The 22,849-nt window shown below is 69.9% G+C and carries 23 protein-coding genes; 13 read left to right on the top strand and 10 right to left on the bottom strand.

Going from position 1 to position 22,849, the window contains the following annotated elements; genetic code table 11:
• Both VFV89_RS03575 and VFV89_RS03570 read left to right on the top strand, forming a co-directional pair.
• The coding region (locus VFV89_RS03575) for an InlB B-repeat-containing protein (protein WP_329704529.1) at positions 1-1,120 on the top strand (1,120 nt) is incomplete at its 5' end.
• Between the two features lie 138 nt (positions 1,121-1,258).
• Positions 1,259-1,414: a hypothetical protein gene (locus VFV89_RS03570; RefSeq protein WP_329704528.1), complete on the top strand. Its 156-nt coding sequence runs from the start codon at positions 1,259-1,261 to the stop codon at positions 1,412-1,414.
• Between the two features lie 234 nt (positions 1,415-1,648).
• Here the strand turns inward: VFV89_RS03570 and VFV89_RS03565 are convergent, their stop codons facing one another.
• Complete coding sequence (locus VFV89_RS03565; protein ID WP_329704527.1) at positions 1,649-2,113, bottom strand: MarR family winged helix-turn-helix transcriptional regulator; 465 nt, start codon at positions 2,111-2,113, stop codon at positions 1,649-1,651.
• Positions 2,114-2,175: 62 nt separating this feature from the next.
• Here VFV89_RS03565 and VFV89_RS03560 point away from each other — a divergent pair, with 62 nt between their 5' ends.
• The 4 genes from VFV89_RS03560 to VFV89_RS03545 all read left to right on the top strand — a co-directional run bounded on the left by VFV89_RS03560 (position 2,176) and on the right by VFV89_RS03545 (position 4,368).
• Entirely contained in the window at positions 2,176-2,616 is a 441-nt protein-coding gene (locus VFV89_RS03560; protein ID WP_329704526.1) for a cupin domain-containing protein, read from the top strand.
• A gap of 31 nt (positions 2,617-2,647) precedes the next feature.
• A complete protein-coding gene (locus VFV89_RS03555) occupies positions 2,648-3,136 on the top strand; it encodes a GNAT family N-acetyltransferase (RefSeq protein ID WP_329704525.1) in 489 nt (162 codons plus the stop codon).
• Positions 3,137-3,203: 67 nt separating this feature from the next.
• Positions 3,204-3,740 (top strand): DUF6611 family protein, encoded by a 537-nt coding sequence (locus VFV89_RS03550; RefSeq protein ID WP_329704524.1) that lies wholly within the window; start codon positions 3,204-3,206, stop codon positions 3,738-3,740.
• A gap of 64 nt (positions 3,741-3,804) precedes the next feature.
• Positions 3,805-4,368 carry a DUF1269 domain-containing protein gene (locus VFV89_RS03545; protein WP_329704523.1) on the top strand — a complete coding sequence of 188 codons (564 nt, stop codon included), beginning with the start codon at positions 3,805-3,807 and terminating at the stop codon, positions 4,366-4,368.
• Positions 4,369-4,419: 51 nt separating this feature from the next.
• On the opposite strand, the gene VFV89_RS03540 is transcribed toward VFV89_RS03545, so the two are convergent.
• Complete coding sequence (locus tag VFV89_RS03540; RefSeq protein ID WP_329704522.1) at positions 4,420-5,433, bottom strand: FUSC family protein; 1,014 nt, start codon at positions 5,431-5,433, stop codon at positions 4,420-4,422.
• A 195-nt stretch (positions 5,434-5,628) separates the two neighbouring features.
• On the opposite strand from VFV89_RS03540, the gene VFV89_RS03535 reads away from it, so the two are divergent.
• A complete protein-coding gene (locus VFV89_RS03535; RefSeq protein ID WP_329704521.1) occupies positions 5,629-5,934 on the top strand; it encodes a metal-sensitive transcriptional regulator in 306 nt (101 codons plus the stop codon).
• Positions 5,935-5,964: 30 nt separating this feature from the next.
• A complete protein-coding gene (locus VFV89_RS03530) occupies positions 5,965-8,292 on the top strand; it encodes a heavy metal translocating P-type ATPase (protein ID WP_329704520.1) in 2,328 nt (775 codons plus the stop codon).
• Positions 8,293-8,447: 155 nt separating this feature from the next.
• Here VFV89_RS03530 and VFV89_RS03525 read toward each other — a convergent pair whose 3' ends face one another.
• Positions 8,448-9,119 carry a sigma-70 family RNA polymerase sigma factor gene (locus VFV89_RS03525; protein ID WP_329704519.1) on the bottom strand — a complete coding sequence of 224 codons (672 nt, stop codon included), beginning with the start codon at positions 9,117-9,119 and terminating at the stop codon, positions 8,448-8,450.
• A gap of 155 nt (positions 9,120-9,274) precedes the next feature.
• On the opposite strand from VFV89_RS03525, the gene VFV89_RS03520 reads away from it, so the two are divergent.
• The 3 genes from VFV89_RS03520 to VFV89_RS03510 all read left to right on the top strand — a co-directional run bounded on the left by VFV89_RS03520 (position 9,275) and on the right by VFV89_RS03510 (position 11,155).
• Positions 9,275-9,730 carry an ArsI/CadI family heavy metal resistance metalloenzyme gene (locus VFV89_RS03520; protein ID WP_329704518.1) on the top strand — a complete coding sequence of 152 codons (456 nt, stop codon included), beginning with the start codon at positions 9,275-9,277 and terminating at the stop codon, positions 9,728-9,730.
• A 76-nt stretch (positions 9,731-9,806) separates the two neighbouring features.
• Complete coding sequence (locus tag VFV89_RS03515) at positions 9,807-10,586, top strand: BTAD domain-containing putative transcriptional regulator (protein ID WP_329704517.1); 780 nt, start codon at positions 9,807-9,809, stop codon at positions 10,584-10,586.
• A gap of 35 nt (positions 10,587-10,621) precedes the next feature.
• Complete coding sequence (locus VFV89_RS03510) at positions 10,622-11,155, top strand: DinB family protein (RefSeq protein WP_329704516.1); 534 nt, start codon at positions 10,622-10,624, stop codon at positions 11,153-11,155.
• A 20-nt stretch (positions 11,156-11,175) separates the two neighbouring features.
• On the opposite strand, the gene VFV89_RS03505 is transcribed toward VFV89_RS03510, so the two are convergent.
• The 3 genes from VFV89_RS03505 to VFV89_RS03495 all read right to left on the bottom strand — a co-directional run bounded on the left by VFV89_RS03505 (position 11,176) and on the right by VFV89_RS03495 (position 13,685).
• Positions 11,176-12,381, bottom strand: a complete 1,206-nt coding sequence (locus VFV89_RS03505) for an MFS transporter (RefSeq protein WP_329704515.1) — start codon at positions 12,379-12,381, stop codon at positions 11,176-11,178.
• Positions 12,382-12,407: 26 nt separating this feature from the next.
• Positions 12,408-12,566, bottom strand: coding sequence for a hypothetical protein (locus VFV89_RS03500; protein ID WP_329704514.1), 159 nt, complete (start codon positions 12,564-12,566; stop codon positions 12,408-12,410).
• Between the two features lie 234 nt (positions 12,567-12,800).
• On the bottom strand, positions 12,801-13,685 hold the full coding sequence (locus tag VFV89_RS03495) for a helix-turn-helix domain-containing GNAT family N-acetyltransferase (RefSeq protein WP_329704513.1): 885 nt from the start codon (positions 13,683-13,685) through the stop codon (positions 12,801-12,803).
• A 100-nt stretch (positions 13,686-13,785) separates the two neighbouring features.
• On the opposite strand from VFV89_RS03495, the gene VFV89_RS03490 reads away from it, so the two are divergent.
• Positions 13,786-15,126: an FAD-dependent oxidoreductase gene (locus VFV89_RS03490; RefSeq protein WP_329704512.1), complete on the top strand. Its 1,341-nt coding sequence runs from the start codon at positions 13,786-13,788 to the stop codon at positions 15,124-15,126.
• 244 nt (positions 15,127-15,370) lie between these two features.
• Positions 15,371-16,339 carry a DMT family transporter gene (locus VFV89_RS03485; RefSeq protein ID WP_329704511.1) on the top strand — a complete coding sequence of 323 codons (969 nt, stop codon included), beginning with the start codon at positions 15,371-15,373 and terminating at the stop codon, positions 16,337-16,339.
• A gap of 548 nt (positions 16,340-16,887) precedes the next feature.
• On the opposite strand, the gene VFV89_RS03480 is transcribed toward VFV89_RS03485, so the two are convergent.
• From VFV89_RS03480 to VFV89_RS03465, 4 genes are all read right to left on the bottom strand, one after another.
• Complete coding sequence (locus tag VFV89_RS03480) at positions 16,888-17,238, bottom strand: hypothetical protein (protein WP_329704510.1); 351 nt, start codon at positions 17,236-17,238, stop codon at positions 16,888-16,890.
• 183 nt (positions 17,239-17,421) lie between these two features.
• Positions 17,422-19,554, bottom strand: coding sequence for a prolyl oligopeptidase family serine peptidase (locus VFV89_RS03475; protein WP_329704509.1), 2,133 nt, complete (start codon positions 19,552-19,554; stop codon positions 17,422-17,424).
• A 224-nt stretch (positions 19,555-19,778) separates the two neighbouring features.
• Positions 19,779-21,326 (bottom strand): sialidase family protein, encoded by a 1,548-nt coding sequence (locus VFV89_RS03470; protein WP_329704508.1) that lies wholly within the window; start codon positions 21,324-21,326, stop codon positions 19,779-19,781.
• Positions 21,327-22,113: 787 nt separating this feature from the next.
• On the bottom strand, positions 22,114-22,849 hold a 736-nt coding region (locus VFV89_RS03465), incomplete at its 5' end, for a hypothetical protein (RefSeq protein WP_329704507.1).

Genomic DNA, 22,849 nt, shown 5'->3' with positions numbered 1-22,849 from the left:
CAAACAGGTCTACACCGTGTCGTTCGACTCGAGCGGCGGCAGCTCGGTCGCCAGCCAGTCGGTGGCCTATCAGGAGCTGGCCGCGCAGCCATCGGCTCCGACCCGGACCGGCCACGACTTCGTGGGCTGGTTCGCCGGTGGCGAGGCCTACGACTTCGGCACGCCTGTCACCGGTGCGATGACCCTGACGGCGCACTGGGCCAAGCAGGTCTACACCGTGTCGTTCGACTCGAGCGGCGGCAGCTCGGTCGCCAGCCAGTCGGTGGCCTATCAGGAGCTGGCCGCGCAGCCATCGGCTCCGACCCGGACCGGCCATGACTTCGTGGGCTGGTTCGCCGGTGGTGAGACCTACGACTTCGGCACGCCTGTCACCGGTGCGATGACCCTGACGGCGCACTGGGCCAAGCAGGTCTACACGGTGTCGTTCGACTCCGACGGAGGTTCGGCGGTGGCCAGCCAGTCGGTGGCCTACCTCGACCAGGCCGGCCGGCCGGCCGACCCGACCCGGGTGGGATACCTCTTCCAGGGGTGGTTCCAGGGCGGCTCGGCGTACGACTTCGCGTCACCCGTCACCGGTTCCATGACGCTGACCGGTCAGTGGGTCTCGGCGGACAGCGACCACGACGGGGTCAATGACGTCGACGAGCTGTCGGGCGCCAACGGCTACCACTGCGCGACCGACCCGCATCTCGCCGACACCGACCACGACGGCCTGACCGATGCCCAGGAGCTGAAGGGCATCAAGATGCGCGTGAAGGTGGTGACCAAGAAGAAGTCCCGCCGGATCGGGTTGGTCAGGACGAACCCCTGCCGTGCCGACACCGACCAGGATGGGCTCAAGGACGGGCGTGAGGTGCATGGCTCGCAGGCCAAGCACGTGCACAAGCGCTACAAGTCCAACCCGCTCAAGAAGGACTCCGACGGCGACCGCCTCTCCGACAAGGTCGAGATCTCCGGCAAGGCCAACCGCAAGCACGGCCACCGGGGCAGCAACCCGCTCAACTGGGACACCGACCACGGCGGTGTGTCCGACCTCGGCGAGATCCGCGCCGGCAGCGACCCGACCAACTTCGCGTCGGGGCCGGTCAACCCGCGGACGATCCTCTCGAGGATGTGGTGACGGGGCTGCGTGAGGCGATGTCCTGAAGCGGGACGGACCCTGTCGCGACCTGGTCGCGGCAGGGTCCTGCTCGTCCGTCATCCCGACACGCCGTTCATCGGGCCCCCGAGTGCGAGCGCGTCGGGTCATGCTGTCCCCGTGGCCCTCGACCTCCCGTGCCCGTTCTGCGGGACCCAGATGTACGCCGAGCAGGCGCACAACCGCTGCCCGTCCTGCCTCTACATCGAGCCGTGCTGCGACGGCGCGCCCCAGCCGTGCCGGCTCCCCGCCGCCGAGGACGCGGCGAGGGCCTGACCGCCCGGTCGACGGCCATCGCGGCGCTGCTGGCCGCCGCGCTCGCGCCGGCCGCCGTCCGGCTACGTGCGCGACGCGTTCGGCTCGTCATGGCTCGACACCGACGGCGACGGCTGCAACCAGCGCGACGACGTCCTGCTCCGTGACGCGGTGCCCGGCACCGCCCGCTACGCGCAGCAGGGCGCCCCTCGCCGTGGACAGGCCGGAGAAGTGAGCCCTGCGGCAGCTGCTCGGCTAGTGCTGATCCGCGAACTCGCGACGGATCGCCTCGAGATCGCGGCGCAGCTCCTCGAACCGGTCGCTTCCGAGCAGACCCTGCACGCGAGCATGCACCTGCGGAACCCAGCTCTGCGCGACCTCGAAGACCCGCCGGCCGCGGTCCGTGGGGAGGACCAGCTTGGCGCGCCGGTCGTCGGGGTCCGGCTGTCTGGTCACATAGCCGTGGTCCTCGAGGTGGGCCACCAGCTGGGCCATCGCCTGCTTGGTCATGCTGGCCCGTCTGGCCAAGGTGTTCACCGTCGTCCCGGTGTCGTCGAGGTATTCGAAGACCTTGCTGTGTGCCGGCCGGAAGTCGGTGAACCCGTGGGCGACCAGGTGCTCGGGGACCAGGTCGTTGATGGCGGAGTACGCCTCGCGCAGCTGGACGACCAGGTTGCGCCGGCGCTCGGGGGCGTCGGGCGCGGGGAATTGCGTTGACATGGACAAGTCACCTGTCTATCTTCGAGGCTATGGACAAGTTACCTGTCGAAATGAGGTCTCCGGTGGAGACCCTCCGGGTCGGGACCGAGGAGGCCGACATCCTGGCCACCTGCGCCGAGACCGGAGGTGACCTCTTCGCAGTCGAGCTGCGGATGCCCCCGGGGGGCGGCCCGCCCGTCATGCACCGGCACGCGCCGAGCGAGGTCTACCGGGTGCTGTCGGGCCAGCTCACCTTCCACGTGACCGGCGCCGACGGCGTGACGACGCGGCGTACCGCCTCGGCCGGTGAGACCGTCGCCCTGGCCGGCAACACCCCGCACACGATCCGCAACGAGTCCTCGGAGCCGGCCGTCGCCTTCTGCGTGCACGCACCGGGAGCGGTCATGGAGGGGTTCTCGCGCGCGGCGGCGGCGCTGGCTGAGTCGGAGACCCCCTCGATCGAGGACGTCCTCGAGGTCGCCGCCGCGAACGGAGTCGAGCTGCTGGGGCCGATACCGGGCTGACGCCCGGCGACGTTCGTCATACCGTCCCCGCATGGCCGCAGAGCTGGCGCTGGTCCGCTACGAAGGGTCGTACGCGGACGCGGTGGTCGGGTGGTGCGCCGGCTCGCCGTTCTCGTCCGAGTGGGTGCCGGCCGGCGCCACCGATCCCGACGCGGTGCTCGCGGGCTGGCTGGAGGACCCGGACATCTCCGGATTCCTGCTGCTCCGGTCGGGCGACCCGGTCGCGTACGGCGAGCTGTGGCTGGAGCCCGACGATGCCGAGGCCGAGCTGGCCCACCTCGTCGTGGACCCCGCCCGGCGCCGCCAGGGGCTCGGCCGAGCGCTGGCCGTCTCGCTGGTCGACCGCGCCCGGGCCGACGGGCAGACCAACATCTTCCTGAGGGTCCACGCCGACAACGACGTCGCTGTCGCGTGCTACGCGAGCGCTGGGTTCGTCCGGTGCAGCCCCGAGGAGGAGGCCGAGTTCAACGCCGGGCAGCCGGCGACCTACCGGTGGATGCAGCACCGCCCCGGAGCGTGACCGTTTCTGGACGGAGGTTGGCGCTTCTGCCCTCACGATCGGGTGCGCTGCCAGGCACCGTTGAGGTGTGAGTAGGAGAGTGCCGCGCATCGGCTCCCGTTGGGGCTCGCTGGCCGGCGGGCCGGTGCGGGTGGGCGGCCGTCAGTATCACCTGGTCGTGTTCCCACCCGGCACCGACGACCGTGACCGTCGGCTCCTGCGGCTCTGGCGCGCGTGGCCGGTCGGGGGCGTCCTCCTCGCGCTGGCCGCTCTGGTCGTCCTCCGCGGCCCGGTCGGGCTGCCGGCCGCGCTGGTCGTCGCCCCCGTGGTCTTCCTCGGCCCGCTCCTGTGGCTGCGACACACGTTGCGGCGCCAGCGTCGCGATCTGGTCGTCGTACACGCGGACTACCTCTACGGGACGGGGACGCCCGAGGACCTGGTCCGGTGCAAGCGCCTGGTCGCCCTCGGCACCAGGCTGATCGACGCCGAGCGCGCCTTCGACAACGGCGAGCTCAGCCCGGTCGACTTCCAGCGCATCTGGGGTGAGGTGCACGCACAGGCGCGTGGGCTCGTGACCGTACGCCGCGCGGCGGCTCGCGGCCGGATCGGGTCCGATCACCCGTAGCGGGTGAACCTGTCTCGGCGGCAGCGCTCAAGAGTGGGACACCACACCACGAAGGAGCTGCGCCATGACAGACGAGACGAGCACCCCCGACTTCGAGATGAGCGCGGCCGCCGTATCCGACGGTGCCTACACCCTCATCGTCGCCGACTTCAGCGACACCGAGATGGCGATGGACGCCTACGAGGCCCTCAAGTCCGTCGAGGACGGCCGCACCGTCGAGATCGAGGGTGTGGTCGTGGTGAACCGGTCCACGGACGGCAAGCTGGAGATCCAGAGGGCGACCGACCACAGCACGAAGTCGGGGCTGAAGTGGGGGCTCGTGGGCGGTATCGCGCTCGGCGTGGTCTTCCCGCCGTCGATCCTCGGCAGCGCGGCGGTGGCCGGCTCCGCCGGCGCCCTGGTCGGCAAGCTGCGCCAGCGCCACCACCACAACGAGCTGGAGAAGCAGCTCGAGGACGCGATCCAGCCCGGCCACTCCGGCCTGCTCGCGCTGGTCTCGGATCCCGGCGCCGTCCGGATCCGCAGGGCGCTCGAGGCGGCGGACGCGATCGTCGAGTCCGCGATCGACAAGGTCGAGGCCGACGACATCAAGGCAGCCGCCAAGGAGGCGGAGAAGGCCGACGCCTGACCCGTGGGCCTGATGAGCCCGATGGCCTCGGAGTGATGCCGGCGAGCTCCGTCAGCCACGGCCCGCGGCTCGATCGCGCGAGCGGACCAGGCGACCCTCCAGCGCCGGCACCAGCACGAAGCTGGTCAAGGCGGCCACGCCGACACCCAGTCCGGTCTCGAGAAGGCGTTCCCAGAACCGGATCTCGGCATCCGCCGGGTGCTGGGCCAGGAGCAGGACGAAGACCAGGAAGGTGGTGAAGGTCGGGAGGACGTACCAGCGGCTGCCCGACGTGGCGGTGGCGGCGACCCCGACGAGGAGCATCACGATCGCGTAGACCCAGGCCGGCGGACCGGCCAGCACCAGGAGGATCGCGAGCAGTGCGCCGACGGCGACGTCGGCGAGCCGGCCGGCCGATCGCAGCCGTTGCGCGGGCGGGTTGGGCCGCATCACCAACAGCGCCGCGGCCGGGGCCCAGCCGACGTGCTCGAGGTCGGCCGCGAACCCGATCGCGGCACAGGACGCGCCGGCGACGCCTGCCGCCCAGCCGTAGACGACCATGTCGACCGCCGGCGGTCCGGGCGTCGGCGCCTCCGGCTCGGCTCCGCCCAACCCCTGGGGCCACATCACCGCGACCGCGACCGCCCACGCGCTGCCCAGCAGGATGTCGGCGGCGATCCCGAGGACGGCGTCCGCACCGGAGTAGCTCAGGCCCACCGCGTAGAGCGGCAAGCAGAGCAGGAGGCCGAGCAGCATCACCGGTCGCCGGTACCGGGCAACCGCGCTCCCCAGCGCACCGCCGGCCAGCACCAGTCCGGCCACGGCGATCGGCGGCCACTGTGCCAGGACGCCGCCGAGAAGGATCGAGGCCGCGGCCAGGACGCCGTACGCGCCGAGGCGGACGCGCCCGGCCCTGGTCGGAGGCAGCGGCAAGGGACAGACGGGAAGCAGCCCCACCGTCAGCGCCGCCGCGAGCTGCACGTCCCACAGCGCCGCGAGCGCGGCCGGCGCCGCCGTGACCAGACCTCGTAGGGCGTAGGACCACTGCCACGTGATGCCCGCTGGCGAGACGACCGTAGGAGTCACGTCGATCCTCCCGGGCGCCACCGGTCCGCGCCACTGCGTCAACGCCCATCCGAGCGGCGCAGAGCTATCGCTTCCTCCCCCGGAGCGGGGGAGATCAAGCAGCTCCGCACCGGGTCGCTCGCGGGACAGGGTCTCGCCGATGCATACGGTAGGGGGGTATAGTTACTTTGAGCGTTCCGACTGGAAGGACCAACCATGACGCAGACCGCCCATCAACATGGCTACCTCGCTGCCCGGAGCAAGGACGACTACCTCAAGCGGCTGCGCCGGATCGAGGGCCAGGCTCGAGGTCTGCAGCGGATGGTCGAGGAGGAGCAGTACTGCATCGACATCCTGACCCAGGTCTCGGCGATGACGAAGGCGCTGCAGTCGGTGGCGCTCGGGCTGCTCGACGATCACCTCGCCCACTGCGTCGTCGACGCGGCACGAGCCGGGGGGCCCGAGGCGCAGCAGAAGGTGCAGGAGGCGTCCGAGGCCATCGCTCGCCTCGTGCGGTCCTGACGTGGTCAAGTCGAGCTGAGGGAGGCGAACATGAGTCACCAGGTCCACCACGAGGTCGCTCGGGGGAGTCTGGTCACCGACCCGGTCTGCGGCATGGAGGTCGACCCGGCGACCGCGACGTACCACTCCGAGCACGAGGGACAGACCTACTACTTCTGCTCCGAGCACTGCCGTGCGAAGTTCGCCGCCGACCCGGGCTCCTACCTGCGGCCCGAGGCGCCGGCCGCTCCGGCCGTCGACGAGGCGGTGGAGTGGACCTGCCCGATGCATCCGGAGATCCGTCGGCCCGGACCGGGCGCCTGCCCGATCTGCGGCATGGCGCTCGAGCCCGTCACCGTGACCGCGGACTCCGGGCCGAGCCCCGAGCTGGCCGACATGACGCGCAGGTTCTGGATCGGGCTGGTGCTGGCGGTCCCGGTCCTGCTGCTCGCGATGGGCGGGGAGCTGTTCCCCTCGCTGAACGACGTCATCTCCGGGCGAGCCTCCACCTGGGTGCAGCTGGCGCTGGCGACCCCCGTCGTGCTGTGGGCCGGATGGCCCTTCTTCGTGCGCGGCTGGATCTCGGTGCGGACGATGAAGCTCAACATGTTCACCCTGATCGCCATGGGCACCGGGGCCGCCTGGCTGTTCTCGGTGGTGGCGACCGTCGCGCCGGGCGTCTTCCCGGACTCCTTCCGCAGCATGGACGGCACGGTCGAGGTCTACTTCGAGGCCGCTTCCGTCATCACCGTCCTGGTGCTGCTCGGACAGGTCCTCGAGCTGCGGGCGCGCGAGCAGACGTCCGGTGCGATCAAGGCGTTGCTCGACCTGACCCCGAAGACGGCCCGCCGGCTGAGGGCCGACGGATCGGAGGAGGAGGTCACCCTCGACCTGGTGCAGCTCGGCGACCGGCTGCGGGTCCGGCCGGGCGAGCAGGTGCCCGTCGACGGCACTGTCGAGGACGGCCGCTCGTCGGTGAACGAGTCCATGGTCACGGGGGAGTCGATGCCGGTCACGAAGACGACCGGCGACGTCGTCATCGGGGGCACCCTCAACCAGACCGGCTCCCTGGTCATGGTGGCGGAGAAGGTCGGTCGCGAGACGATGTTGTCCCGCATCGTGCAGATGGTCGCGGAGGCCCAGCGCTCCCGGGCGCCGATCCAGCGGATGGCCGACCGGGTCTCGGCATGGTTCGTGCCGGCCGTGATCGGCGTCGCAGTCGTCGCGGCCATCGTGTGGGGCACGGTCGGGCCCGAGCCACGGCTCGCGCACGCCCTGATCGTGGCGGTCTCGGTGTTGATCATCGCCTGCCCATGTGCCCTCGGCCTCGCCACTCCGATCTCGGTCATGGTCGGCGTCGGCCGAGGTGCCCGGCTCGGGGTGCTGATAAAGAACGCCGAGGCGCTGGAGCGGATGGAGAAGGTCGACACCCTGGTCGTCGACAAGACCGGCACGTTGACCGAGGGCAAGCCGTCGGTCACCCGGATCGTGGCCGCCGAGGGCTACGAGTCGGACGAGCTCCTGCGGCTCGCGTCCGGGGTGGAGCAGGCCTCCGAGCACCCGTTGGCCCAGGCCGTCATGGCGGCCGCGGAGCGCGCCGGGGTCGTCGTGCCGCCGGTGAGCGACTTCGACTCCGCCACCGGCAAGGGCGCGCTCGGCGTGGTCGACGGCCACCGCGTCGCACTGGGCAGTGCGGCGTTCATGACCGGCCACGCCCTGGACACCGCAGGTCTCGCCGAGGAGGCCGACCGGCTCCGGGGCGACGGTGCCACCGTCATCTTCGTGGCCGTCGATGACAGTCTCGCCGGGGCCATCGCCATCGCCGACCAGGTCAAGGAGACCACGTCGGCGGCTCTGACCTCGCTGCGCCAGGAGGGCGTCGACGTCGTGATGCTCACGGGGGACAACAGGGTCACCGCGGAGGCGGTGGCTCGCAGGCTCGGCATCGACAGGGTCGAGGCGGAGGTCCTTCCGGACCACAAGAGCGACGTGGTCAGACGACTGCGCGAGGCCGGCCGGGTCGTGGCGATGGCCGGTGACGGGGTCAACGACGCACCGGCGCTGGCGGCCGCCGACGTCGGGCTGGCGATGAGCTCGGGCACCGACGTCGCCATGGAGAGTGCCGGAGTCACGCTGCTCCGCGGGGACCTGACCGGCATCGTGCGTGCGCGACACCTCTCGCAGGCGACGATGTCCAACATCCGTCAGAACCTGGTGTTCGCGTTCGTCTACAACGCCGCCGGCATCCCCATCGCCGCAGGCGTCCTCTATCCGGCGTTCGGCTGGCTCCTGTCGCCGATGATCGCGGCGGCTGCCATGGCGCTCTCGTCGGTGAGCGTGATCAGCAACGCCCTCCGGCTGCGGTCCAGCGACCTCTGACGCGGCTGGGGCTCGGCGCTGGGGCACCTCGCACCTCGGCCACCGTGGTGGCACCACTGGTCGAGCCTGTCGAGACCTCCGCAGCGATGGCACCCGGGCGAGTCCAAGCGTCGGGTCGGCTGGCTTCGAGGCTCGGCGCTGGGGCGCCTCGCACCTCAGCCACCGTGCGGCTCGGTGCTTCGGCGCTCCTCGCGCTTCGCCCGTGAAGGACGATCCGCGTGCGCGACGGAGGGATCGTGCCCATCGGGACACCCGCAGCTCTGGGCCTTGGGGATGTAGTCGGCGATCGCCCCGGTCGAGTCGGTGCGTACCTGGCAGCAGGACGTGAGCTGCTCCTTGAGCTCCCGCCGGGCGCGCTGGACTCGCGACTTCATTCCGGACACGGAGATGCCGAGCTGCTCGGCTGCCTGCCGGTGGGTCTGCCCCTCCATGTCGACGCGGATGAGGGCATCTCGGCCCGTGGGGTGGAGGGCGCCCATCATCGGTTGCAGGCAGTGCGCGAGGTCGCGGGTGGCGTCGTTGGGCAGGTCGTCGTAAGACTCCGGTTCGGGCCAGCTCTCGAGGACCGCGTCCTGGTCGAACCTGCGACGAGTCCGGTAGTGGTCGATGACGGCGTTGCGAGCCGACCGGTACAGCCACGCCGAGACGTTGTCGACGTGGTCAAGGGCTCCGGAGGCGATGCTGCGGACGATGACGTCCTGGGTGATGTCTTCGGCGAGCTCCGGGTCATTCACCCGTGCGAGGACGAACCGGCGCAACCGGGCACGGGTCTCGACCCAGTCCTGGTCCCGGCGGTCGATCACGGTGTCGCTGGGTGCGTCGCTCATGGGCAATCCTCCGCGCTTGCTCATCTTAGAGACGACGTCGCTCGAGAATGGACGCACTCCGCTCCGCGACGGTCCGGTCCTGCGTCCCTCTGCCGGTTTGTCCGTCTACCGGGTTGCACTCCACACGAGGTGGAGCCAGATCCCGAGGGGGACCGATGACCAGCCGCATCCAGCTCGCACTCAACGTCCGTGACGTGGAGTCCGCCACCCGCTTCTACGCAGACCTCTTCGGCGTCCCGCCGGCCAAGCAGCGATCCGGTTACGCCAACTTCGTGGTCGCTGACCCACCCCTGAAGCTGGTGCTGTTCGAGAACCCCGGGGCCGCAGGGGCGCTCAACCATCTCGGTGTGGAGGTGGAGTCGGAAGCAGACGTGCGTGCGGCCTCCGACCGCTTCTCGACCGTCGGGCTGCGGCATACGACGCCCGACACCGACACGTGCTGCCACGCTGTTCAGGACAAGGTCTGGGTCGACGCGCCCGACGTCCCGCTGGGCGCCTGGGAGTTCTACACGGTCCTGGACGACGCTCCGGCGGTGGGCCAGGCATCGACGAGTACCTGTTGCGGCGGATCCGACGACCCCTGCTGCACCGACGGGGAGCCGGATGCCTGAGATGGTCACCCGGACAGCCGTGATCGGCGGGCACCCGACCGTCGAGGTGGCACCACAGGTACCAGGGGCTGGAGCCATGGTGGCCACCCGGGTCGAGCTGTCGGTGCTGGGTGGTTTCGACGTTCGTGTCAACGGCCACCCTGTCGCGTCGAGGCACTGGTCCCGCCGGGACAGCTCTGCATTGGTCAAGCTGCTGGCCATCACTCCGCTCCGCACCCTGCACCGCGAGGTGGTCATGGACGCGCTCTGGCCGGATCTCGACACCGATGCCGCCGCGCCGCGCCTGCACAAGGCGGCCCACTACGCCCGCAAGCACCTGGGCCATCGAGGCGCCGTCGTCCTCAGCGCCAACGGTGTGTCTCTCTGTCCCCACGATGACGTGCGCGTCGACCTGGTGCAGTTCCGGAGACACGCGGAGGATGCGCTGAGAAGCGGGGGTGTTGCCGCGGCCAAGCGGGCTCTCTCGCTGTACGGCGGCGAGCTGCTGCCGCGCGACATCTACGAGCCATGGGCCGAACCGCACCGAACGCACGTGCACCGGCTGCACCTCGAGATGCTCCACCAGGCCGAGGACTGGCACCAGGTCCTGGCTGCCGATCCTGCAGACGAGGCGGCCCACCTCGCGCTGGCCCAGCAGTACGCCATGCGCGGCGATCGAGCCGCGGCACTGCGGCAGCTCGACCAGCTCGACCACGCGATGCGAGAAGACTTCGATCTGGCACCCAGCGAACAAGCCCTGGACCTGCGGGCCAAAGTCATCCAGTCGGACCGCCGGCACAGCTCGTCAAACGACCCGAGAGGCGTCGGTCCCGACACACCAGCGAGCGCGACCGCGGAACTGTCCTGCTGCGCGTAGCCGGAGGTGGGCGTCTGCCCAGCCATGATGGACCCGTGGCCGTGACGCCAGCCTCCATCGCACAGGAGATCCGGGATGCCCGGGAGGACTTCCATCGCCTGGTCGACGACGCCACGACGGCGGAGCTGCGCCGCAGGAGCGACGGAACCCGGTGGACCAACGACCAACTGTTGTTCCACATGCTGTTCGGCTACCTGGTCGTGCGCCGGCTGCTCTGGCTCGTGCGCGGGTTCGCGATGCTGCCCCCCGGATGGTCGCGCCGCTTCGCTCAGGCTCTCAACGCCGCCACGCGACCGTTCCACGTCGTCAACTTCCTGGGATCGCTCGGCGGCGCCCGCGTGCTCGGACACGGCGGCATGGAACGCGTCATGGACAGCGTCACCGACGGCCTCATCCGCACCCTCGAGTGCGCTTCCGACAAGCAGCTTGCCCGAGGGATGCATTTCCCGGTCGGGTGGGACCCGTACTTCCGCGACTGGATGACCGTCCAGGACGTGCTGCACTACGGAACCGAGCACTACCGGCACCACCGCCGACAACTCACCCTCAGCAACGCACGTGACAACTGACGGCGCGCGGGGATCCGTCTCTACGTCTCGTGGTGCGGCCGCACGAGGGCCGAGGCCAGCAGGGCGCCGACGGCCAGGACCACGAACGCGGCGGCGTAGGTGCCCAGGAGTGAGGCGAGCAGGGTTCCGATCCATGGCGCGAACGCGGCGGCGGCCATGACGCCGCCCGAGAGGATGCTGTTGCGGGCGCCGAAGTCCTGGGTGCCCCATCGATCGCTCACGGCGGTGGCCTGGATGAGAGTGAAGATGCCGCGCGCGATGCCGGCTGCGAAGGAGATGGCCCACACCAGCGCCAAGGGCCGGTCGACCGCGGCGAGAGCGAGTGTGGTGATGCTGGCGGCGACGAGGGTGCCGACCGTTCGGGTTCGGGAGGAGAAGCGGAGCAGCGCAGGACCGTAGAAGATCCGGCCGGCGACCTGGCCGGCGCCGCCGATGCCGAGGGCGATGGCCGCCTCGGTGGTGCCGAGGCCGGACTGGTTGAGCAGCGGGACGAGGTTCACCACCACGGCGTAGACGCAGAACCCGCCCAGTGTCATCGCGGCCACGAGCAGCACGAACTCGGGCTGCCGGACGACGCGGGTGCGAGCCGCGCCGCTGTTTGCGTCGTCGTGGTGGTGGAGCGGTGTCCACGGTGGCGTCAGACCCCACCAGTGAAGCGGGACGGTGACGACCAGGATCGCCGCAAGCACGACGTACGTCGTGCGCCAGCTGTAGTGGTCGAGGAGCACGGCGGTCAGTGGCGCGAAGATCGTGGACGCCAGGCCGGCGACGAGGGTGAGTGCGGTGAGGGCACGGACACGCTGATCGCCGGCCCAGCCGGTGATGGCGGCGAAAGCGGGTGCGTAGAGGGTGCCGGACATGGCCACACCGGCGACCAGCCAAGCCAGCAAGAACAGCCACAGGCTGGGCGCGGACGCGATGGCCAGCACCGCCGCGACCCCGAGCGCCGAGGCCGCGGTCATCACCCAGCGTGGTCCGTGCCGATCGATGTGTCTCCCGACCCAGAGCCCGACCGCGGCAGCGACGAGCTGCGCGGCGGTGAAGCTGGCCACCAGCCAGGTCAGGGACCAGCCCTCCGTGTCCCGGATCGTCGTACTGAGGACCGTGAAGGCGTAGAAGATGACGCCCCACGAGACGACCTCGGTGACGCACAGGACGGCGACGACGCGGCGCAGGCTGCGAGCCTCGAGGGCCGGCACCATAGGGGGCGCGGCCTCGGACGTCACCTGCGCAGTCTGGCCTACCCCAGGTGTCAGTGCTCGTGCGGTACGACGACGTCGTCGGCCCGGTCTCCGGCGTCCGGATAGAGCGCAAGGATGATGGCCACTCCGACCATCAGCCCGATCAGCTCCATGCCGATGAACGCCGCGGCCGAGGCGGGGGCGACGCCGGCGAACGTGTCGGTGATCATGCGGCCGACCGTCACCGCCGGGCGAGGGCACTCAGCGGGCGGGGTCACTGCTGCATCTTGATCGTGCCGAGATGACTCAGTGCTGAACGTGCTCGAGACCTCCGGCCTGGTCCGCAGGCGGCGCTCCGAGGGCCCCGTGCCGGTCGGCATCACCCACGCCTTCGAGGCCGCCGTCCGAGCTCGGCATCCCGGTAGAGCACGCCCGCGCGCCGCCCAGGGCTGAGCTCGGAGCTCTCAGCAGGCGCAGGCGTCAGCTGCGACGCCGACTTCAGCGTCATCACGCCGACGCTCGAGAAGCACCGTGTCGCGCCAGATGCCGTCCAGCTGGGCGATCCGGCTGCGCACCCCGACCGTTCGGTAGCCGGCCGAGTGGTGCAGCGCGATGCTGGCGCGGTTCTCGGGGAAGATCGAGGTCTGCAACGTCCACAGCCCCCGCGCGTCGGCCTCGGTGACCTGGCGGTACATCAGTGCCTTGCCCACTCCCTGACCGCGGACGTCCTCGGCGACGTACACCGAGGTCTCGCCGACCCCCGAGTAGCACGCCCGGCTCGACACAGGGTTGGTTGCGGTCCAGCCCACGACCCGGTCTTCGAGCTCGGCCACCCAGCGATGTTCGGGGAGCCACTTGCCGCGCAACTGCGTCACGGTCGGCACCGCGGTCTCGAAGGTCGCGTTCCGAGTCGCGATGCCCTGCGCGTAGATGTCTCGCACGATCGTGAGGTCCTCGTCGCGCATCGCGCGCGTCGTGACCGATGCCGGCCAGTCCGTCGGGCAGCACGGTCGCGCGTCCAGGGTGCCCATGACCACGTCCGCCGCGTGGGGAAGGCCCGTGCAGCAGGACTGGTTGACCGACACCCGAGTGGTGCGACCGACGTGGTCGACGATGAGGAAGCCCACGTCGGAGAGCTTGCGGACGTGGTGGGAGCACGTCGACTGGCTGATCCCGAGCCGCGTGGCAAGCTCGCCCACCGTCAGGGTGCCGGACGCGGAGGAGGCGACCGCGTGCAGGAGCTTGAGGCGGGTCGGGTCGGAGATGGTGCCGAACCACTCGGCGTAGGTCCCCGCCACCTCGTCGCCGAGAAGGGTGGTCGGTTCACTGGCGATGGTCGACGTGCTCATGTCACCATCCTATCGATCGACATCGATGGTTGCATTGATCGACCCAGGTCGATACGATCCAAGCAACACATCGACGTTCATCGATATAAGGAGTCCCGACATGCAGCACCCGGTCGTGATCATCGGCGCCGGACCCATCGGACTGGCCGCCGCCGCACACGCCCAGTCGCGCGGCCTGGACACGGTCGTCCTCGAGGCCGGGCCGACCGCCGGCGCGGCGATCCGGGAGTGGGGCCACGTCCGACTCTTCTCGCCGTGGTCGGAGCTCACCGATGCGGCCGCGACTGCCCTGCTCGACCAGAGCGGATGGCAGCCGCCCGCTGCGGCGGCGTACCCGACCGGCGCCGAGTGGGTTGACGGCTACCTCCAGCCGCTGGCTGACGCACTGGCCGCTACGGCCGAGGTCGACGTCCGCTACGGCCACCGCGTCGCCGGGGTCACCCGGTCCGGTCGCGACCGGCTCGTCGACTCTGGGCGCGACACCGAGCCGCTGGTCCTCCAGGTCCGCACTCCCGACGGCGTCGAGCGGATCACGGCCTCTGCCGTGGTCGACGCCTCCGGCACCTGGGGAGGTCCGAACCCGCTCGGCGGCGACGGCCTCCACGCGCTCGGCGAAGTCGAGCACTCAGACCGGATCAGCTACCGGATCCCCGATGTCCGCAGCGGGGCCGGCCACGCGCGGTACGCCGGCAAGCACGTCGTGGTCGCCGGCGCCGGCGCCTCGGCACAGAACGTGCTGGTCGAGCTTGCCAGGCTTGCCGAGGGCGCTCCCGAGACCCGCGTGACCTGGCTGGTGCGCCGGCCCACCGTCGGCAACGCGTTCGGCGGCGGCGACAACGACCAGCTCGAGGCCCGGGGCGAGCTCGGCAAGTCCGCCCGGCGAGCCGCCGAGAGCCGCGTGGTCACCCCACTCACGTCGTTCCGCGCCTCGACCGTCGAGGCACAGCCCGACGGCCGACTCCGGGTCACCGACTTCGGCGGCCAGATCGTCACCGACGTCGACGAGATCGTCGCCGTCACCGGCTTCCGGCCTGAGCTCGCCCACCTCAACGAGATTCGCCTCGATCTCGACCCGGTCCTTCAGGCACCCCGCGAGCTCGCCCCGATGATCGACCCCAACATCCACTCCTGCGGCAGCGTCGAGCCGCACGGCGCCAAGGTCCTCGCCCAGCCCGAGCCCGGCTTCTACCTCGTCGGTATGAAGTCCTACGGGCGTGCGCCGTCGTTCCTCACCCTCACCGGCTGCGAGCAGGCCCGCTCGGTGATCGCCGCCATCGCCGGCGACCACGAGGCGGCCGACCGCGTCGAGCTGGTGCTACCCGAGACCGGAGTCTGCGGAGGCTCCGGCACGTTCGACGACTCTGAAGGCGGCGGCTGCTGCGCTCCCGCCACGCCCGAGCTGCTCACCATCGGCCATGTCGGATCGCGCGTCGCCCGGTAACCCACCGGGCCAGACCCACGGAGGGGTGGGACGCAGGATGGCGTCCCACCACTCCAGCGCGACCCGCGTCCCCAACGCGACCATGAGGACGACGGGGACGCGGCCTCGGCGGCCGGCCAAGCAGGACCGGCTGCCCTGCTACGACTGCTGCGATGCCGACGACGTGGCGGACTGAACCGTTCGGCGCCCCCTTCGGGCGCCGCGCTCAGTCCTGCCCGCCGCCCGCCATCCAGGAGCTTTCGCCATGCATGTTCACCACCATCCATCTCGCGCGCCCGCGCGCATCGCCATCTCCGCTCTCGTCGCCGCAACAGCGTGCTGGGGCCTCGGAACCGTCGTCAGCAAACAGGTCGTCGACGACGTCGCACCCCTGACCCTCCTCCCGCTCCAGCTCGCGGCCAGCAGCGCGCTGCTGCTCATCGTCACCGCAGTCCGGCGAGAGCCGGTCACGCTCACCCCGCCCGTCCAGAAGCTGGCCGCGCTCGGCGTCCTCAACCCCGGAGCGGCCTACGCCCTGGGCCTGGTCGGCCTCACCACGATCACCGCCAGCATGTCGGTGTTGATCTGGGCCACCGAACCCGTGCTCATCCTGATCCTGGCCGCCCTCGTCCTGCGTGAGCACATCCCACTGGGCCTGGCCCTCCTGGTGTCGATCGCGGTCACTGGTGTCCTCCTGGTCGTCTACCAGCCCGGCGTGTCCGGCGACCTGATCGGCATCCTGCTCACGGTCACCTCGGTGGGCTTCTGTGCCCTGTACACGATCCTGACCAGGCGCCTACTCCTGGACGACGCCTCGCTCACCGTGGTGATCGCGCAGCAGCTGGCCGCACTCACCTTCGCCGTACTGCTGGCCAGCGTCGCCGAGCTTCTCGGAGCCAACGGCTGCGAGCTCCAAGGACTTGGCGCCACCACATTGCTGGCTGCCGGAGTCTCGGGCGTCTTGTACTACGGCCTCGGCTTCTGGTTCTACCTGACCGGCCTGCGGCTCGTCCCCGCCTCCTACGCGGCCTCCTTCCTGCCCCTCATACCGCTTTTCGGCCTCGCCGGTGCATACCTGACGGGCGAGCGGCTCAGCCCGATCCAGTGGACCGGGACGGCGCTGGTCGTCACTGCCACCCTCGCCATCGCCACCCGCCAGGCATCTGCTCCCCTGAGCACATCGGGGGCGGCGGCCGGGTCGACGGGTGCGGACGCCCACCGAGGGACCACGTGACCCGCGAAACGAGCGTGACTGAAAGTTGCAGTCCCCAGCCAAGAGATTCGATCGGTCTCGCCGCAACCGTCCGCTGCGCTCGCTCCGACGTTGCCTATGTCTTCAGCAGCAAAGCGAAACGAGCGGCACGCATGCTACGGAGCTCCGTAGCCGTCGCGCGGACGACAGGGCATGCGATGCACGGCGGCATCAAGGTCTACCGAGGGTCGGTGGCGGCCGCGCGCCACGACCTCGAGGCAGGCCGTTCCCGGGCGGACGACTACTACCTCGCCGAGGGCACCGGGCTCGCCGACCGGTTCGTCGCCTACCCCGACGGGCTGCTGCAGCGGCCCGGTGATGGACGGCACCACCTACGAGCGCTGGGTGGCCGTCCACGACGCCGAAACAGGCATACCCAAGGGCCGCCTCCGGACCAACTCGAACGTCGTGCGATTCGTCGAGGTCGTGGTCAACGGCCCGACGAGCTGGTCCCCGGCGGCCGCGGTGCACCCGGACATCGCAGCGGCCTACTTGGCGACTCCGCTCGACTGTGGCACACCACAGATAGGTCAGGCCGAAGTCCGGTCTAGCAGCTGGAGGAGGTCGTGGGCCGCCAGCTCGACGTCCTTGTGGCGCCACTCCGCTGCCCGGTAGACGCATGCGATCAGGGCGGTGCGGTGCACACGGCGCAGGTCCCCGTAGACGAACGCGTAGCGAGCCTTCGTCCCGTCCGCCGCACCCTCCGTCAGCCCGAGGTGCCAAGCGGCGTACTCCTCCCACGAGTGGTGGTCGAGGAAGGCGTTCTGCGCGTCCGCGTCCGGCTGGACGTTGCCCCAGTCGCTGTCGAGCACGTACTGCTTCTTCTCGATAAGGCTGCGGCAGTGGGCCACGGCATCCGGGTTCACGCCATAGCTGGCCATGACCTCATCCTGCGCCGGACCGGTCCTCCGGCACCAGTCGGTTCGTGCTCAGTCGCGAGGGCTCTCCGAACACGCACTCATCCTGTGCTGCGAGCGCCCGAGTGGCTTCACCGATGTGGTCCCCACTCACACACTCACATGCCTATGCCGCGGGTCGCGCGCTCCACATGCGTCGTACCGCCGCTATTGCCGTTGCGGAAGGTCGAGCTTGAGGGCTTGGCGCAGGAAGTCGATCTGGATCAGAAGCATGTTCTCTGCGACGACTTCGTCGTTGGCCAAGTGGGTCATGCCGGTCAGTGGCAGGAACTGGTGTGGCCGTCCGGCGGCAAGCAGGGCTTCGGATAGGGCGAGCGCGTGCGCGGGATAGACGTTGTCGTCGGCAAGGCCGTGGATGATCATGAGCGGCTTGGAGAGTCCGGCGGCCAGCGGTATCAGGCTGTTTCGGTCGTAGACGTCGGAATTGGTAGCGGGATCGCCGAGGTAGCGCTCGCTGTAGCAGGTGTCGTAGAGGCGTTCGTCGCTGGTGGGTGCGCCGGCGATGGCAGCGCCGAAGACGTCGGGGTGGCGTAGCACCGCCAGGGCTGCGAGGTAACCGCCGAAGGACCAGCCCCGGATGGCGACGCGGGTGGTATCGACATCGTCGGGGAACCGCTCGGCCACGGCGCGTACGGCGACGGCTTGGTCGTCTGCGGTGCCGACTCTGTCGTGGAGGGCTCGGCGGTCCCATTCGGGGCCGTTTCCGGCCGTACCTCGTCCATCGCAGACGATGACCACGAACCCCTGGTCAGCGAACCACTGCGAGGCCAGGTAGGCGTGAGCGCTGTTGATCACGCGCCGGCCGTGCGGGCCGCCGTAGGGGTCCATCAGCACCGGCAGCCGCCGTGAACCCGACAGATGGCCGGTGGGGAACAGCACCGTGGTGGGCATTCCGGTGTCTCCGGTGCGAAACGTCTGGGCGTTGGGAAACAGCGGAGCCGGCTCGGCGTACGAGGCAATCATGACCGTCTGACCGTCGCCGAGCTGGGCAGTGGTGACCACCTCGGGTCCCTCCAGGGTGCGTTGCGAAACCACGACGGCCCCGGCACTTGCTGCCCCGACGGCGTACCCGGTTGAGTCGCTGAGCAGCCGCATGGTGCCGTCGAAGTTGAGCCTGGCTATCGCCCGGGCCCCGATTCCAGGGATGACCGCGGCGATCGCCGCGTCGTCGGTGACGGCCAACACCTCATCGACCAGCAGATCCGCAGGCGTGCACGCCGTCCCGTCGAGGTAGAGCCGCCGGGTGTCGGCCACGTCCGCACTGGTCAGCAGGCGGCCGTCGGGCAGGAGCTTCGGTGTCCCGGGCAAGAGCTCCACCCAGGCATCGTCGGACACCTCCTCACGTACGGTGGTGCGGCCGGTGGCTGGGTCCAGGGTCCGGTACTGCAGAGTTCGCTGATCCCGGGTCAGCACCGTGATCACCGGACCCGCGCCGGTCCACAACACGTGAGCCAGGTACTCGAAGACCTTCCCGTCCAGTTCGACATCGCTACGCCAGTCCACTGGCACGGGCGCTCCACCGTCGACTGGCACCACGGCCAGCGACACCAAGGCGTTGGCCTTGCCGCACTGCGGATACCTGGTCACTCGAGGCGGCTGTTCGGGATGGGCCGGGTCGGCGATGTACCAAACCGGCACCGGCGTCTCGTCGAACCGTTCAACCAGCAGTGCTTCGCCGTCGGGGGCCCACCAGAAACCGTGGGACCGGCCCAGCTCCTCGGCCGCGACGAACTCAGCCAACCCCCAGGCCACCTCCTCAGGTTCGCCCGGCGCCGGGCCAACCAGCAGCCGAGAGACACCGCTCGCAAGGTCGACCACATGCACGCCGCGGTCGCCGACGAAAGCGACCCGGCGGCCGGTCGGGTCCAGGCATGGATCCACCACGGCGGCACCGGTCGTCAGCTCGCGCACGGCAGCGTCGCCGACCAGGTCCGCCACGAACAGTCGCGACGACAACGCAAATACCGCGGTCCTCACCGCCTCATCGGCGCTGAACGCGGTGATCCCGGCGGTCACGACCCGAGCACGCTCACGCCGCGCCAGCTCCTGGCCCGTCAGCGCCTCACCGGACTCACCCAGCAGCCGGGTCGGATCACAGACCCGACGCTCGGTACCCCCCGGCACATCACAGACCCACAGCCCAAGCTCGTGCGTCGTACCCGACTCCGAGCGCAAGAACACAACCCGTCGGCCATCGGGGCTCACCAAGAACTCGCGCGGCAGCCCCAAGCTGAAGTTCAAGGTACGGGCGGACAACCGTGGAAACGAATCCGCGCCCATCAACGGATCCTGACACACCAGCACCGGCCGAGACGCGCACTTCGACCTAGCAAGACGTCACACCCCGTCCGACGCACCGATGACGAACGGAGCACCTGTCGCTGTGAACCGGGCACGCCGCGTTCAACCGCGGCCGCGACAGAAAAGCGATGCGTGGGCCGTCTTCCCGCAGGGGGCGCCGGAACATTTCCGGTGCCCCCTGAGGTCGGTAATCGCGGTGTCGGTCAGGGTGCGGTGGCGAAGTAGGCGTCCTCTCCGTGGCCGCATCGACCGGCGAAGCAGGCCTGATTGCGCATGTCGGTCCAGTAGGCCACCACGCCGCCAGATGGCGTCGCCGCGATGTTGCTGTAGTCGCCGAGGAACGCGGTGGCGTTCGGGAATGCCGGGTTGAGCGTGCGGGCGAACCACAGGTCGTCGCGCGTCGGGTCCGAGTTCACCGTGCTCACGACCCGGCTGGTGAACGCCAGGCTCCCCGGTGCGCCGGCTTCGGTCGCCACTGAGTAGCCGTACAAGTGGTTGGCCGGATCCACCGATCGGTCGAAGGTGCCGATGCGAAGGTGCCCGCTGGTGTCGTACGCACCCCACGGCATGAACTGGTCACCCGCGGCCGGCATCGCGATCGGTGCGGACCAGGTCCGCCCCCGGTTGAAGGACTGGCTGACGATCACGTCGGAGTTCGTCGTCGCCGTGTACGGGTCGCTCGGTGCCGGTGTCGGGCTGTTGCGCATGTCGGACCAGACCACGGCGAGGTGGGCGGCGTTGGTGGGGTCGGCGGTGATGTTGCCGGCGGCCCAGGTGCGGAAGATGCTGTCGTGGTAGGTCTGACTGCCGAGTGCGATCGGGTAGTCGGTGGCGCCGTCGATGACCCCAGCCACGGCGAACGGTCCGGCGACGCGAGCGCCGGTCGCGGGATCGACCTCCACGACTTCGTAGGTGTCACGACCGGTGGTGAGGTCACCGGTGTTCAGGAAGGCGACGTAGATCCGGCCGTCTGCAGCGACGGTGGGCACCGACACGAATGCCTCGTCGAGGGCCCCCGAGATCAACACCGGTGCCGACCAGGTGGCGCCGGCGTCATGGGTGACGCTGGCGTAGATCCGAGCATCCACTAGGGCGCCCTTGTTGCCGAGGCGGAAGTCGCCGAAGGTGACGATCGCGTTTCCGTTGCCCCAGGCCGCGACGTACTCCTTGTCGAGGAGGTCACCGACGCTGCCCTCGTTGCCGCTGCCCTGGGCGACTCGGGCCACTCGCCAGGTGCGGCCGGAGTCACCTGAGTCGGCGACAAGCACGTCCGGGTTGGTGGCGCTCACTGGTCCCACGAAACGGAAGCCCAACGTGGCGTAGTAGGCGTGTCCACTGGCGTCGAAGGCGACCGCCGGGTCTCCGGTGGCCTGATACGCAGAGTTGGAGTAAAGCGGGTACTCAGACCAGGTCCGACCGCCGTCGAAGGTCACGTGTGCCCGGGACAGCACCGACTCGGTGACATGCCCGCCCGGGTTGAGCCCGAGCTGGTAGTCGTTCGCGCCACCGATCATGTTCAGCGGATTCGTGGGGTTGACGGCGATCGAGGTCTCGTTGTGTGGACCCGCGACCGCGTCGCAGTCGGTGTTCACGTTCGGCGTCGCCTGTGTCGGCGTCGTACAGATCGCCGTGCCCGTCTTGGTGGCAGGGCCGGTGCCGAAGACCGCGCCCGCGACTGGTGCCGGCGCGTTCGTCACGTTGTGGGTGAACTCGAACGGCTGCGGGTCCGTGTCGGCGGTCGCTGGCCGCATGCCGACACCGATCGTCACTGCGAGGCAACCGAGGACGGCGCCGAGACGGATCGCGTTCCGACGCCCCCCTCCAAGGATCTGGAAGCGATACATCGAACTGGCCTTCCTGGTCTGGAAGTGAGGGAACAGCTCATTCGAACTCCGGTCGGCGACGGTGTCCAGAGGGTGCTCCGAACTATTCGGCACGCCTCAGCGATGGCACGCTCCGAGGGCGCCCAGCGCCGGGCCGTTCGCAGGGCCTTCACGCCCGAATGGACGACAGGCGGGCCTCGAATTGGACCCCGCGAAAGCAGTTCCGTGCGGCTCTCACAGGTCTCCCACGCCGAGGTCGAGGCCTGCACACCGCGGCGAGCCTGGCGATCGCCGCCGGAGCCGAGGTGAAGGTCGTCCAGGGACCTCGCGCCGCTGGTGGGTCTTGATCGACGCAGGCCTGTGTGGACAACTGCGGCCGAAGTAGGCCAGATCCTGCGGCCCGGTGCGGTGCTAGTGCGGCCCGAAACAGAAGTAACCGAGTTGAGCGACTACAGGACAAGACGCGATTCCGCATCAGACACGGTCTGAGGAGGGCGCCCCCGGTAGGATTCGAACCTACGCTCCCGCCTCCGGAGCCCGAGAAAACGGCCCGGGACAATCGCCGAATAGTGACGTTTCCGCAGGTCAGAAGCACAATTCGTAGTCGGTTCACAATGGCACATAGTGGTTGTTCTCGGCCGTTGTGTTGCCCCAGTGTTGCCCAAGCGGGTGTTCGAGCCACCTACGCGGTGGCGTGTGGACCTGTTGGGACGGCTCAATCGTTGAGGGCCAGCGCGACTGCGGCGTCGAGCGACAGGCTCTCACCGTTGGCACGCAGCGCGGTGAAGCGCCCGTCCCCGAGCTCGTCACGTAGCCCGGCGACCACCCGGTCGTATTCGGGAACGTCGCAGGGGTGACGGTCCACCCCCGCCAGCACCAGTGCATGGTCCGCGGCCCCGATCAGCCGTGCGCTCAGCTCCGGGTTTCCCAGTCCGAGCTCGGCCCCCGCCAGCTGGGCCAACGTCCAGCCCGCCATGAGCCTTCGGCCGTGCGACCAACCGAGGCGCACCGCTTCCGCACTGAGCTCACGGGCCAGGTCGAAATCGCCGCGGTGAACAGCAAGGAAGCTGAGGTTGCCCGTGATGATGGCGAGTTGGGCATCGTCGTGCGCCGTCTCAGCCAACACCCTGGCCTCCTCGTAGGCGGTCAGAGCCAGGTCGTCGTCGCCGTGGACCCTGGCGAGCTCGCCTTTCATGTTCAGCGTCCGCCAGATGAGCCGATCGTCCTTTGCCGCCCGCGCCAGCTCGATGGCCTCATCGCAGAGACGTAGCGCCGCGTCGTAGCCTTCTGCCTCCCCAACGTGGGTGACCGCGACCAAGGCCATCGAGTACGCGAGGTAATGGTCGTGGCCAAGTGCCTGGAACTCGTCGATGGCCCGTTGCCAGTGGATGCGCGCCACCGACGGGTCGCGCGGCCACTCGACGATCCCTGCCGCGAGGTCGAGGCGAGCG

It is taken from the genome of Nocardioides sp. (genome assembly GCF_036274455.1).
Taxonomy (GTDB): domain Bacteria; phylum Actinomycetota; class Actinomycetes; order Propionibacteriales; family Nocardioidaceae; genus Nocardioides.
This window is presented reverse-complemented; position numbering and strand designations above follow the sequence as displayed.